Origin of the sequence: Bacteroides xylanisolvens (assembly GCF_018289135.1) — a bacterium.
Classification (GTDB): domain Bacteria; phylum Bacteroidota; class Bacteroidia; order Bacteroidales; family Bacteroidaceae; genus Bacteroides; species Bacteroides xylanisolvens.
Map to the genome: position 1 here is coordinate 2,992,903 of NZ_CP072216.1, position 12,306 is coordinate 3,005,208.

At 46.1% G+C, this 12,306-nt stretch carries 13 protein-coding genes and 2 pseudogenes; 3 read left to right on the plus strand and 12 right to left on the minus strand.

What is annotated here, in order from left to right:
- Nucleotides 1-13: 13 nt before the first annotated feature.
- The 6 genes and pseudogenes from ltrA (INE92_RS12815) to ltrA (INE92_RS12835) form a co-directional block, all read right to left on the minus strand.
- Nucleotides 14-1,669 (minus strand): group II intron reverse transcriptase/maturase, encoded by a 1,656-nt coding sequence (ltrA, locus tag INE92_RS12815; RefSeq protein WP_008777829.1) that lies wholly within the window; start codon nucleotides 1,667-1,669, stop codon nucleotides 14-16.
- An 87-nt stretch (nucleotides 1,670-1,756) separates the two neighbouring features.
- Nucleotides 1,757-1,882 (minus strand): hypothetical protein, encoded by a 126-nt coding sequence (locus INE92_RS27100; protein WP_262899024.1) that lies wholly within the window; start codon nucleotides 1,880-1,882, stop codon nucleotides 1,757-1,759.
- A 417-nt stretch (nucleotides 1,883-2,299) separates the two neighbouring features.
- Nucleotides 2,300-4,324 (minus strand): annotated as a pseudogene (locus tag INE92_RS12820) (TraG family conjugative transposon ATPase); the annotation flags it as partial.
- Nucleotides 4,321-4,653, minus strand: a complete 333-nt coding sequence (locus INE92_RS12825) for a DUF4133 domain-containing protein (RefSeq protein WP_008777826.1) — start codon at nucleotides 4,651-4,653, stop codon at nucleotides 4,321-4,323. The pseudogene INE92_RS12820 and the gene INE92_RS12825, both read right to left, overlap by 4 nt.
- A gap of 1 nt (nucleotide 4,654) precedes the next feature.
- A complete protein-coding gene (locus INE92_RS12830) occupies nucleotides 4,655-4,876 on the minus strand; it encodes a DUF4134 family protein (protein ID WP_050776220.1) in 222 nt (73 codons plus the stop codon).
- Entirely contained in the window at nucleotides 4,873-6,540 is a 1,668-nt protein-coding gene (gene ltrA, locus INE92_RS12835; RefSeq protein WP_008777825.1) for a group II intron reverse transcriptase/maturase, read from the minus strand. Before ltrA (INE92_RS12835) ends, INE92_RS12830 begins: the two co-directional genes overlap by 4 nt.
- A 368-nt stretch (nucleotides 6,541-6,908) precedes the next feature.
- On the opposite strand from ltrA (INE92_RS12835), the gene INE92_RS12840 reads away from it, so the two are divergent.
- Nucleotides 6,909-7,130 (plus strand): hypothetical protein, encoded by a 222-nt coding sequence (locus tag INE92_RS12840; RefSeq protein WP_227201767.1) that lies wholly within the window; start codon nucleotides 6,909-6,911, stop codon nucleotides 7,128-7,130.
- Nucleotides 7,131-7,171: 41 nt separating this feature from the next.
- Here INE92_RS12840 and INE92_RS12845 read toward each other — a convergent pair.
- Nucleotides 7,172-7,366: pseudogene (locus INE92_RS12845) on the minus strand (DUF4134 family protein); the annotation flags it as partial.
- 411 nt (nucleotides 7,367-7,777) lie between these two features.
- On the opposite strand from INE92_RS12845, the gene INE92_RS12850 reads away from it, so the two are divergent.
- Together INE92_RS12850 and INE92_RS12855 are read left to right on the plus strand one after the other, a co-directional pair.
- Nucleotides 7,778-8,293, plus strand: a complete 516-nt coding sequence (locus INE92_RS12850) for an SLOG family protein (protein ID WP_008777822.1) — start codon at nucleotides 7,778-7,780, stop codon at nucleotides 8,291-8,293.
- A gap of 253 nt (nucleotides 8,294-8,546) precedes the next feature.
- Nucleotides 8,547-9,050: a hypothetical protein gene (locus INE92_RS12855; RefSeq protein WP_008777821.1), complete on the plus strand. Its 504-nt coding sequence runs from the start codon at nucleotides 8,547-8,549 to the stop codon at nucleotides 9,048-9,050.
- A gap of 116 nt (nucleotides 9,051-9,166) precedes the next feature.
- Here the strand turns inward: INE92_RS12855 and INE92_RS12860 are convergent, their stop codons facing one another.
- The 5 genes from INE92_RS12860 to INE92_RS12880 form a co-directional block, all read right to left on the minus strand.
- A complete protein-coding gene (locus tag INE92_RS12860; protein ID WP_008777820.1) occupies nucleotides 9,167-9,493 on the minus strand; it encodes a hypothetical protein in 327 nt (108 codons plus the stop codon).
- A 229-nt stretch (nucleotides 9,494-9,722) separates the two neighbouring features.
- Nucleotides 9,723-9,857 (minus strand): hypothetical protein, encoded by a 135-nt coding sequence (locus INE92_RS27105; RefSeq protein WP_256163387.1) that lies wholly within the window; start codon nucleotides 9,855-9,857, stop codon nucleotides 9,723-9,725.
- A 132-nt stretch (nucleotides 9,858-9,989) separates the two neighbouring features.
- On the minus strand, nucleotides 9,990-10,778 hold the full coding sequence (locus tag INE92_RS12870; protein WP_008777818.1) for a DUF4122 family protein: 789 nt from the start codon (nucleotides 10,776-10,778) through the stop codon (nucleotides 9,990-9,992).
- Nucleotides 10,779-10,780: 2 nt separating this feature from the next.
- Complete coding sequence (locus INE92_RS12875; RefSeq protein WP_008777817.1) at nucleotides 10,781-11,200, minus strand: DUF3408 domain-containing protein; 420 nt, start codon at nucleotides 11,198-11,200, stop codon at nucleotides 10,781-10,783.
- Nucleotides 11,201-11,207: 7 nt separating this feature from the next.
- Entirely contained in the window at nucleotides 11,208-11,960 is a 753-nt protein-coding gene (locus tag INE92_RS12880; RefSeq protein WP_005644302.1) for a ParA family protein, read from the minus strand.
- Nucleotides 11,961-12,306: the final 346 nt, after the last annotated feature.

Here is a 12,306-nt window from a genome sequence, read left to right on the forward strand (position 1 = left end):
AACCAGCTCATAGTTACATCTTTTTAGTTTGAATGACTTTTCTTCTACAACTGTCATGCAGCAGGAAATTTACTTTCTTGCCGTTGACTATTTGTTGGGAAGTTCCCCAAGGATGTTTCTTGTCTATGGGTTTACCACATACGGGACATAAATGGTTCTGTCTTTCCCACATGTACAGCAACGATTTTCTACCGTTGAGTGACTGTAGCATCTTGTAAGTCTTGCGCTTTTCAAAATACTCTGTCCATTCGGGGTCAAAGGGATTTGCTTCACCTTTTACCTTGACATATCGGGTAATCTTTGTGTCATACAGCCTTTTCAATGCAATCCTGTCATCAGTCTTGCCTTTCTTGAAGTTTGCCACGAAGCACCAGTTACGGTTTTTTACCCGTGTGAAGTATCGGTCGGCAATCCAATATTTGCCTTTCTTGGGGTGTCGTCTCTTGGCCCATTGCCATAACTTTTCAAATATCAGGTAGTCAGCTTTTCTGAATGTGTCAGAAGCCACACAATTCTTATAGTAGTTTACCCAGCCTGTTATCACAGGATTCAAGAGCCTTATAAGTGATTCCTGCTTGCTTCCTTTATTGGAATCAATGATTCCCCGGATTTTCTGCATGAATTTCTTCAGGCTCTTTTTGGATGGTTTAATTAGAAGTACTCCTTTGTATTTTCGGATATTGTACCCAAGAAAGTCAAATCCGTCATCAATGTGTGTAATCTTTGTTTTCTCTTCCGACAGGGTTAATCCCCTTTCTTTGAGAAAGTCCACTACTAACGGTTTGATTTCTTCCAAAGCTTCCTTGCTTCTACCCGTGATGATAAAATCATCCGCATAGCGTACAAGATGTACTTTGGGATAGTAGATCGTTTTCCTGTTTACAAATTTCTTGTGATACTTCTCTGCAAGCATAGTTTGCAGTCCGTCCAGTGTTATATTCGCAAGAGTTGGTGAAATGATACCGCCCTGTGGAGTACCCTCTTCCGTGGGGAATAGCTCCTTGTTGAAGACGAAACCGCATTTGAGCCATTTCCGCAGCATCACTTTATCCATAGGGATATTGTTCAGTAGCCATTCATGGCTGATGTGGTCGAAACAACCTTTGATGTCACCCTCCATAATCCATTCGGGAGAAGCTTTCTTTGCAAGGACACAAAAACATTGTTCCCTTGCATCTCCAGTACTTCTCTCTTTACGGAAACCGTAGGAATTACTGTCCGCAGTTGTTTCCGATACTGGTTCCAGCGCAAGCAGATACAAAGCCTGCATTGCCCTGTCTTTCATCGTTGGAATACCTAAAGGGCGTAACTTACCATTGCTCTTTTTGATATTGACCCTCTTTAATGGCTGGGGTTTGTAGCCTCCTCTTTTCAGTTCGCCGATTGCCTTGAATCTGGCTTTGGGAGTTGACCATTTTACCTTGTCAACGCCTGCGGTGTCACTGCCTCTGTTTGATGTAACACGTTTTACGGCTAAAGCCTTAGCGTAAAACGAGTGCGTTAGCACCCACTGCAAAGCTTTTACTCTGCCGTGTTTGCCAGCCTTTTGAGCTTTTACAATACGCGCTTGTAGCTTATTAACCGCCATTTCACACTTGTTCCAGTCTATGCTTTCCCAAGTGTTCCATTTCCGGTCAGTAGATGCACACGATGTTTGAATTTCGTTCATTTGCTTTTCTCCTTTCATAAGTTCCATAAGTTTCTTGTAAAACAACCACCATGCGGAAGTCTGCCCACTTTCGTGTGAGGTGATGTTTCAACCTCTATCCGTCCCGTTACAGGATGGCGTTCGCTTTTTCCACATTCCTCTGCCCGCACTCCATTCGGCTTCACTTACGGTCTGCTTACCTGCTGTTACACAGGAGAAGTACGGGTTTACCATGTTTCTTGTATATGACAAATGAATGGGTTAGAATCCGTCTATCCGCCGACAGTCTTTATATCCGTGTAATTCCATGCTGGAGGGAATTATCTGACTGCGTCCCTTTTGGGTTAGAGCCCAGTATCATTGGCGGCTCATTCGAAGTTACGACGTTTATCAACGGTTCACATTACATTATTCATACCATTCAGCCTAGCTCCCATGCCATTCGATACTAACGGCAGTTGTCATCCCCTCGCGGTTCAGACTTCTCCTTTAGGAAGGGCTACGTTGTTGGTTCTGTTGACGCACGAGTTCATTACTTAATGTCGCACGTTCCCATAGGCTACTGTTGACGGAACAACAGGTTTAATCATTCTATTTCCAACTCGTGGAATTGAACGTCAAACAATCATATACAAAACTTACATGTCACAGCCAGCACTCTTCGATAAGGATTATTTTCCGGATACCTTTCAACTTGCGCATCTTGCTGATAAAAGTCTCCATGATGATGATGGTGACAATCGGAAGTAGCACCTTGTTGTCACGGATATTGTCCAGCTCGAAGACAATAAACCGTTTGCCAAGCAAATCAAGCTGTCTGTCGGAATTCAACAGGAAGTCATACTCGCCACCCTTGTAATAAGGTTCCAGCACATTCAGGAATCCCCACACGTCAAAATCCTTCTCACGGGTTCGCTTCTCTTTCAGGATATCCTGATACTCGTCACGGATAAACTCATAGAAGGTATCGAAGGAGGGTTTTATGCTGCTGTCCCTGCGGATTTTCTCCAGAAAAAGATTGACCGCATTAGATAGTGCCACCTCCTCGGCACGTGTCGGCGGCTCGTCGTCACGCTTCCACAGGGTAAGGATAAGCGTCTTGATGGACTCTTTCTTCTCGATGTCGAAAATTCCGTCTTCCACATAGAAAGGATTGAAGGCGATGGGATTATCCTCCTCGTAGGTGAAATAAATCCCGTCCTCGCCGTGTGTCCTCGCGTGGATCAGGTTGCACAGCCCCTGGTAGGAGTTGCCCGTATCCACCAATAGCACGTGTGTCCCTTGCTCGTAATATTGCCTCACCATATGGTTGGTAAAGAAGGACTTGCCCGAGCCGGACGGGCCGAGGATAAATTTGTTCCTGTTCGTGATGGTGCCGTTCTTCATCGGCAGGTCGGAAATGTCCAGATGGACCGGCTTTCCGGTCAGGCGGTCCACCATACGGATGCCGAACGGAGAGAGCGAATCCTTATAGGAGGTTTCCCCGATGAACAGGCATAGGGCCTGCTCAATAAAGGTGTGGAAACTCTCCTCGGACGGGAAATCTCCGGCATTGCCGGGTATTGCCGCCCAGAACAGAGTCGGCACATCCACCGTGTTGTGACGCGGTTTCGCTTCCATCAACGCCAGCTGGCTACCTACATCGTTCTTGATGCGCTTCAACTTTTCCCGGTCATCGCTCCAGGCCATGACATTGCAGTGTGCGCGGATGGAGGTCAGCCCCTTGCTGTGCGCCTCGTTCAGGTACTCTTCAATCCATTCGCGGTTGATCTGGTTGGAACGGCTGTAACGGGAAAGCGAATGCATGTTCCGTGCAGTCTGCTCGAATTTCCTGAGAATTTCCGCCGAATCATCAATGAAGAGGTACTGGTTCACCACATGGTTGCAGGTAAGCAGAATGCCTATCGGTGCGGCAAAGGACAGCCGACAGTCGCTCCGGTCTGTCGAGAGCCTTTCATACCGGCAGTCGGTTGACACGTTCGACGGCAGGTCTTCCGGATCGGAAAGCGTATGAAGGCACAGGTAGTTGTCGCCCACCTTCATTTCCCCGGCACCGAGTGACAGATCCTGCAAGCAGGTAGCATCTTCCTGCGACATGGAAAAATACTTCTCGATGATGCCGGCGGAATTTTTGCTCCCGATGATTTCCTCATCCGTCAGGCGGATGATACGTAGCAGGCCGCTGTCGTTCACGATGCGTTCGAATTGTCCGCAACACTCCATGAACCGGGTGACGGTTTCCTTGTCCTGCATTTCCTTGGGGATAATGAATCCCCTTGTAAGTGCATTGAAACTGCTGGTTGTCCGGCTGTGCTCCTTCGTGGTTTTCGTAAGGAACAGGTAACAGGTATGCTGCAAATACGGCCGCTCGTTGAAATGGCGTTCGAAACTGCGGCTCAGAAAGCTCAGGTCTTCCTTGCAAATATCCGGTTTATATCCCTCTTCGATGAAGAAGTCCTGCTTGTGTACGATGCTGTAGTTCGGCAAGACCTTTACCGCTTTTGCCCAGGTGGAGTGCATGGACTCGTACTCGGCACGTGTCAGCGTGAACAGTTCCGGCAGTTCCACCCGGTATGCTACGGTGATGTCCGCATCCTTGCTGATGATGCAGCCGTTCTCCACGGCCAACAGTGGGAACTTGCTTTCCAGCGTGGCTGTTTTCATTACGTTTTTCATGCTTTTCTGTTTTTAATGGTTGGAGAAAACAACCGGAGGAACTTTCTCCGGCTGATGATGTAGCGGGGATGGCTGCGCAGCGCATGGAGTTTCATAAGGCCCCATTCACCGTATTTCGAATTCATCCTGAAAGTGACCCAGACCAGCACCGATGCGGAAACGACCCCGAAACCGATGCAGACCCACTGGTCGATACCTGCCATGTACATGACGACGAAGATTACGAACAACGCGAGCAATCCTCCCGCAAAGATGAACAGGTACTGGCTCTTGAGTCCCTTGAACTCCGGGCTGCGCCCAATCCCCTTGTTGACATTGAATTCCGCCATATTACAGGAAGAATGAGCGTAAGATGGTGGCGGCGACAATCAGGAAGATACACGCACCGAACCAGCTGGCGGCAGTCTTTGAGGTATCCGGGTCGCCTGACGAGTCGAGTAGGTCAGCCCCATTGCTGGGGCTTTCCCCTCTAAGAACCGTACGTGATACTTTCGCATCATACGGCTCAAGCAACACACGTAAATGATGTTGATATTCATTCAAGTGTCTCATTTCCTACCAATTTTTAGTTTAGACATTTTTGTTTTGCAAGATGTATGGACAAGTTTGTAATCCTTTTTGCCCCCGATGATACTTTCGGTTATGCTCCAAGGTCTCTCCCTGTCTATACGTTCACCACAGAAAGGGCATGTTCTGTTCTGCCTTGTCCAAATCCTCACGAGGCTTTCTCTGCCCTTGAGCGTTTGCTTCATACGATAGGTCTCACGCCATTCGTAGTAGGATTTATCGGCAGGGTCATAGGGATTTGCGTAGTGTCTGACCTTGGCGAACTTTTCATGATGAATGTCAGGAAGATATGCTAATGTGATTTGACGCATCTTCGAGCGTTCCTCCATATCTGCCATAAAACGCCATTTCCGTCCGTTTACGGTCTTGAAATACTTATCCTTAATCCAACCCTTACTCTTGTTTGAATGTCTGCGTCTTGCCCATTGCCATAGTTTTCGATGAATTTCCCAATCCACCCGATGAAATGTCTCTGCGGACGTACCATATTTATAGTAGTTGCCCCAGCCCGTTATAATCGGGTTCAACATTTTGATGAGTGAATGCTGTTTGGCAGTCTTGTTGCTTTCTATCACCTTGCGGATTTTGTCGCAGAAGCGTTTCTTGGCATCGCTTGACGGCTGTGTGAGCAGTGTGTTGTTGGGGAACTTGCGGATATTGAAACCGAGGAAGTCAAAACCCTCACTGATATGTGTGATTTTCGTCTTTTCTTCCGACAGTGTCAATCCACGCTCCGCCATGAAATTGCGCACAAGTGGCAGGATGACCGTTTCAATGGTCTCTCTGTCCTTTGCCGTTACGATGAAGTCGTCTGCATAGCGTATCAGATGTATTTTGGGAACGATTTTCTTGTAGTTCACCTGATATTTTCTGACACAATTTTCCAAAAGCGATTGTAAGCCGTCAAGAACCATGTTTGCGAGGGTCGGTGAAATGATGCCTCCTTGTGGCGTACCCTCTTCCGTGGGGAAAAGTTCACCATTGAATACGAACCCGCATTTGAGCCATTTTCGCAGTATCTCCTTGTCCGTTGGGACATTATTGAGAAGCCACTCGTGGCTGATGTGGTCGAAGCAGCCTTTGATGTCTCCCTCGAGTATCCATTCGGGCGCACACGTCCGAGAGAGCAGGATGAAGCATTGCTCTATGGCATCATGAGTGCATCTGTGCTTGCGGAAACCGTATGAGTGGGTGTCACCCGTGGTCTCTGCAATCGGGTCGAGTGCCATGAGATAGAGAGCCTGCATAGCCCTGTCTTTCATTGTCGGTATGCCCAAGGGGCGTAGTTTGCCGTTTTTCTTCTCGATGTTCACCCTGCGTAGTGGTTGCGGTTGGTAACCACGGCGTTTGAGTGAACCGATGGCTTTGGCTTTCGCAAGCGGTGATGACCATACAGCCTTGTCAACGCCTGCGGTGTCTTTACCTTTGTTGGTAGTAACTCGCTTTACAGCCAATGCCTTGGCGTAGAACGAGTGGGTAAGCGTCCATTGCAAGGCTTTCACCTTGTTATGTCTGCCTTCCCTCTGAGCCTTTACAATACGTGCTTGCAGCTTTTGAACATACATCTCCGCCCGTGTCCAGTCGATTTCCGACCAGAGTGTGTGGAGGTTTCTGTTTTCAGGCGCACACAATTCTTTCGTCTTGTTCATTTGCATTCCTTGCTTTAAAAGTTCTGTAAACTATTTTGTAAAGTGTTACCATACAGAAGTCTGCCCACTTTCGTGTCGGATGATGTCGCCCTTGCCACACGTGACCGAGGCTCAATCCGTATCCGTTCCATTACAGAACGGCATTCGCTTTTTCCGCTTTCCTATACCCGCACCCCATGTAGGCTCACCTTACGGTTTGCTTACCCATTAAGATGGGAGAGATACGGGCTTACCGTTGTTTTACATAAGTGACAAATAAGCGGGTTAGGTCCTGTCTATTCCACCGGCAGTGCTTCATGTCCGTGTGTCCCCAAAATTCAAGGGAACAGCCGACTGCTTACCTTTTTGGTTCGAGCCTGTCAATACCTTTGGCTCGTTGTACTTTACGATGTTTATCGGACAGTTCACTTTCGTTGACCATACCGCTAAGCCAAGCTCCTCGTGCTGAATGGTATTATCAGCCGTTGACCTCCCCTCGCGGTTCAGTCTCCTCCTTTCGGAAAGGCTACCTTGTCGGGACAGCTTCGTACAAAGGAATTACTCCCTATGCACGTGTCCGTAGGCTACTCCAGACGGAACTGGAGGTGTAATCAGAATGTTACACAATCACTTACGCAACTTCACGTCGCACGAACTTGGAATAGACCTTCACGCCTCCGATAAGGCCGATAACGGCACCGATGGCGTAAATCAGCTTGGTGCCGGGATCGAAATACGAAGTGACCATATTGGTAGCTTCCGTAATTCCACCGATACCGTTGCCCTGGGCAAATGCCCCCATTGAAACCAGCAGCGTCATGGCTGCCAAAAAGAATCTTTTTTTCATGTGTCGAAACTTTTAATTAGTGAGACAAAAAATGATTTCGACTGCGAATATATAGTGCTTAATTTATTGATTTACAAACTGTACGATATGTGACACCGTATGACATCACGTTACATCGGCAGGGAATTTTCAACCATTCAAAAAGGGTTTTCCCGGCAATATGAAACAGTAAAAACAGGATAAGGAGAAAGCGGCATTTCATTTCTTCCGGCAAAGGTAGCCCCGTGTCCTGAGAAGCCCGGCAAGGCGGCCCTGCGGGCTGGTTGCCGTGAAATAATCATCCTCGCTGCGCTTGCGGTATTTTTTCACGGCAAGCCTTGCGGGATTCCGGACCGGGGCGGAAAAGCCTTCAGGAAATAAAATACCGTTCGGTTTGAATGGATATATGTAAAACAAAAAACAGAAGATAACATGGAAACAAGAAACAATCAGACAGTGGCTTTCACGGGACACCGTAAGGAACGTATTCTGCAAGGGTTCGGAAACGATCCCCGGATACTTGCACAAATCAGGGAAGCTGTGGCTGGAATGGTAACAGAACTGTACGGGCAGGGATACAAGGAATACTACACCGGGATGGCCAGCGGATTTGATATGACTGCTGCGGAGGCGGTCTTGCAGGTCAGGGAGAGATACGAAGGTATCAAGCTCATAGCGGCAGTACCTTTTCGGAAACAGCCCTTGTGGTTTGAAGCGGAAGACCGGCTGTTGTATGCCCGTCTGTTGGAAAGGATGGACCGGGTGGTCATGGTTTCCGAGAATTACCACAAGGGCTGTTACCTGCGCAGGGATGAATACATGGTACGTAAGGCGGATGTTATCGTTGCCTATTGGGACCTCGTACCGAAAGGGGGAACATTCTACACGGTAAGCAAGGCGTTGGAATGCGGCAAGCCGGTCATCAACATCCACGAAAGGCTGAGATAGTGGGAACCGGGTTGTGACATTTACATAACTTATGCAAATCCACATGAACCGGGAACAAGCCGGAATGGACAAACAGGATATATTAAGAAACTATAACTTGAATGTCCGGACAAAACCGGTATCTTTGTCTTTATGAATCAATCCGGTAGCCCGGCTTTATGTATCGCGAGGCAGTATCCGATATCCGGAAGCGGCTCCTGATGATGTGTACAGCCCGTATCTTGAATAATAATATTGAAAAAAACTATGAACCATGAATGAAAACTGGCCTGAAATTGTGGAGGATTTGTCACCTTGTCTTAGACCGGGAGCGATAAAAGGAGATTATCTGCGGGATGTAGGGTATTGCCTGAGATATCTCGGATGGAAAAAGACCAACGGGACAATGGTGTTCCGGGACATGTGGCATTCAGGTGGGGATGACTCCGGACATCCCGATATACTGCTCTGTAAAAAAGAGAAGGACGGCACTTGTCTGCCGGTTCTTCCTGTTGTAGTAGAGTTGCCTGACAGTGAACCGTCCGGACGGCTGGCGTTGTCAATGCGGCAGTTAAAGCTTGATATCGGATTATATATAGGAAAAAATATCCGGTTGTATTATCAGACTCCCGGTTGTAAGGATGAACCGGTCTGCGCATTTGTGGCGGACTTTCAGAAAGATGACATGAACGGAAGTGCGATTTGCGACCTGCTTCTTTATGAGAACTTCAGTCCGGAAAAGATGAACGGTTTTGTAATGGATGCCATACATGGGTAATAAGAAAAACTTTATACCGGCACTTGTGCATTAATGCTCCCGCTTCATTCCCCATACCAAAAGCCATTTTTATTCAATGGAAGATAATAAAAATGGCTTTTGATATAAACAGAATTTTAAATTATATCAGAACCCGTTTCCTGCTGCATCTTACGCTCCTTCTTTTTCTCTTTTTGCAGCTTTTTCTTAGCCTCCATTTCCGCCATGATCTGTTTCAGAGGCTTGACCGTTTCCGGTTCCTCACGTTTGAACCGCTTGAAATAGATACTTTCGATAAACTGTGGAAGCGGAGCTTTCCAGACCTCTTGCCTGTGGTTGTCTATCTTGCCGAGCTTGTCGGGATTCAGACCCAATTCACGGGCCATCTGCACCTGCCTGTCTGAAAGGCGGTGACGCTTCTGCGCCACCAGCCATTTTTCTAATATCGCTTTTGTCACTGCCATCGTTCATTTTTTTGCAAAGATAGAATTTTGCATTGATTTCTCTTAAATACTTGTTTGTCAGCATTACCTTATAGTCCATAATATATAAGTGCCAATATTGGCAGAAATTTAATATGACGATGGAAATAAAAAGAGACAGTTGGGATATATATAAATTTCCAAAAACAGGAAAAGGCACACCGATATCACATCGACATGCCTTCTGAAAAATATGACAACAAAGAAGCAATTAAACAAATTCATTTATATCGAATGCCCCTGTCTCATTTTTTGTATTATCCATTTCTGAAATTTGTGAGTCATCACAAAGCATACTATCAATAAGATTTCCTATCTTCTTTTTAATAGCGGTTTCTTTCCGCATAATTCTGATGATTTCTTCTTCAGATAGATAGATGTGGGGCACGAATTGCAGGATTTCTTTTTATGCCAAAAGATTCTGCTTCTGACTTCGGCATTGCTTGTTGTTTTTTGTTTTTCACATTCGATTCCATATTTACATGTATTTATTCCAATCAATTCTAATCTGTTCCAAAGATTGTTTTGGCGCCTCTTTTCCATTTGGCATATTTTCCTTAAGCAGTTTTTCCAATTGGCTTTGAGTACTCAATTCGGTTGCAAAGAACCTGAACAGGTCTGTATCCTGAAGTTGGTACAGGGTTTCGGCTGCATTTCGGATTTTCTTTCTGTCATCCGTCCCCAAAATAAGTACATCAGCGACATTGTTCAATTCTTCAAAAGTCAGTGCCCTTGAAAAATCCGGGTCAGGAACACACCCGTCATTTGACATAAGTTCCCGTTTTTCCGATTCTGTCAGTCCCTTTTGTGAAGAGAAACCATCTATCACATCATCCGGATCTATATCCTCATCTTCCTCTATAGGCTCTTTCTTCATAGGTTCAGAACGTGTGGGAGTTTTTCTCGCCATGTCCGGGTCTTCAAGATAGACTATTTTTGTCTTTCCGATTACTTCATTGTACTCGTCCAGTGGATTCGGCTGCGTTTCGGTTTTCTCTTCATGCCCGACTTTAAGGATATCCTTCTCCGCTTGTGCAATCCACGCTTCAGCCTTGTCCAGTCTTGCCCTATACCGGGCTTTCCTTGCTTTTTCCGCCATCCGCTTTTTGCGTGATTTCCATAACCGGATACGTGCAATACGCATATGACGAAGCTGACTATCCCAAAAATTATAAACTCTCGGACTGAAAATGAACATCCATACCTTATATAATATGTAGGTTGCCGACATGGCTTTTACTGAAAAATAAATTAATGTTGTTTCCATGACTATTGAATTTTAGGGGGTGAAAAACGGTCTTTATACATTCGGGTGATTTCCTCGATGTTGAGTTCTATATGCTCAGCGATGATGTTACTGATATAGCTCGCAATACTTACTTCGGGAGCTATCACATGGAGATAATTCTTTATCTCGTCGTACAGCTTGCGGTTCAGGTACACCTGGATGCGTCCTGGCATGGGGGTATTCACCAGATACTTCTGACGAAAGTTACTGTCACATTCGGGCATATTGCAAGGTTTGGGATTTTTCCGGGCAGTTCCTTTTTCCGTATCCTGCCTTTCATTGTTTTCCTCTTCCGGAACCTCAACCACTATGATATCCTCGTTCTCGATGGCATCAGGAATGTCACCGACCATATACCCCCTGATTTTTTCTTCATTCACTTTTACAATTTTCTTTGCCATATCTCAATTACAGGTTAAATTTTACAATCAGTTCGTTTGCCAATTCCTGCAATCCGCTGCCTTTAAGCTGTCCTGCCGGCGGTGGAAGGAGCGAGCAGCGGAAATAGGTACGTGTCCGCGATGAGAGTTCCTTGTCATAGCGACAGAGATCGGGAATCATTGAATCCAGAATTTTCAACCCCTGTTTCTTCATCAGTGCCATATAATTGTCAAGCACTTCGGTATTGCTTCTTTTCTTTACCTTGGTCCAGAACAGGAACACGTCTTTCAAGGGAATGTTCTTCCGGTTTTCCGCACATTTCATAACACTTTTGGCAAAGACAAAACTGCTGTCCATAACGAAATTGTCAGCGGCAATGGGGGTCAATACATAATCCACATTGAAAATGGTCTGCAAAACGCCGGATATGTCCATAGACCCCGGCAAATCTATGAAAACGATATCAAAATCTGCTTTTGCCGCCAACTCTCCGGCCACCTGGCGTGCATTCTCCGGCTTTGCCTGCCTGATAGGATAAATCCTGCATCCCCTGAGCCTCTGTTCCTCCAGCAACACCATGTACTTCTTGTTTATCTCCACCATCTCCATGTCCCGTTCCCTCAGATTGAACAGGCTGCGCTGGGTGGCGTCACAATCAACGATAGCCACATTCTTGCCCATCGAATAATTCAGGAGACTGGCAAGTGTTACCAACATTGTACTTTTGCCGACCCCACCTTTCTGGTTGCTGACCGCAACGAATAACGGATTCTTCTTCATAACTGAACTTTTTTAATGGTTTATTACACTATTGTTTTACTTGTCTGTTGTTTGCTTTGTGACAAGGTTTGTTAGTGATATGGTTACTTTGTGCTCACCAACCGGCAAACCGACCAACCGATAGTTATCTGCCCCAACAAAGCAAGTAAACAATCACTGCCCACCTGTTGCAACAAGTGTTTTCGCTAACCGACAATACAACGGACAGCCACTTGATTATTGGTTTGTTTTACCGTTCACGCTGCAAATAAAAGGGTATTTTTTCATACCTGCACTATGTTTTAAGGGAGGTGACGACCTGTGTCATCATTTGTCATCACGTTACATATAACCCGCTATTTTACAA

Excerpts from the sequence above, each read along its gene's own strand:
- INE92_RS12860 (WP_008777820.1), bottom strand. The coding sequence starts at position 9,493 with ATGGCAGTGACAAAAGCGATATTAGAAAAATGGCTGGTGGCGCAGAAG.
- INE92_RS12870 (WP_008777818.1), bottom strand. The coding sequence starts at position 10,778 with ATGGAAACAACATTAATTTATTTTTCAGTAAAAGCCATGTCGGCAACC.
- INE92_RS12875 (WP_008777817.1), bottom strand. The coding sequence starts at position 11,200 with ATGGCAAAGAAAATTGTAAAAGTGAATGAAGAAAAAATCAGGGGGTAT.
- ltrA (WP_008777829.1), bottom strand. The coding sequence starts at position 1,669 with ATGAACGAAATTCAAACATCGTGTGCATCTACTGACCGGAAATGGAAC.
- INE92_RS12855 (WP_008777821.1), top strand. The coding sequence starts at position 8,547 with ATGAATGAAAACTGGCCTGAAATTGTGGAGGATTTGTCACCTTGTCTT.
- INE92_RS27100 (WP_262899024.1), bottom strand. The coding sequence starts at position 1,882 with ATGGTAAACCCGTACTTCTCCTGTGTAACAGCAGGTAAGCAGACCGTA.
- INE92_RS12825 (WP_008777826.1), bottom strand. The coding sequence starts at position 4,653 with ATGGCGGAATTCAATGTCAACAAGGGGATTGGGCGCAGCCCGGAGTTC.
- ltrA (WP_008777825.1), bottom strand. The coding sequence starts at position 6,540 with ATGAACAAGACGAAAGAATTGTGTGCGCCTGAAAACAGAAACCTCCAC.
- INE92_RS12880 (WP_005644302.1), bottom strand. The coding sequence starts at position 11,960 with ATGAAGAAGAATCCGTTATTCGTTGCGGTCAGCAACCAGAAAGGTGGG.
- INE92_RS12850 (WP_008777822.1), top strand. The coding sequence starts at position 7,778 with ATGGAAACAAGAAACAATCAGACAGTGGCTTTCACGGGACACCGTAAG.
- INE92_RS27105 (WP_256163387.1), bottom strand. The coding sequence starts at position 9,857 with ATGCGGAAAGAAACCGCTATTAAAAAGAAGATAGGAAATCTTATTGAT.
- INE92_RS12830 (WP_050776220.1), bottom strand. The coding sequence starts at position 4,876 with ATGAGACACTTGAATGAATATCAACATCATTTACGTGTGTTGCTTGAG.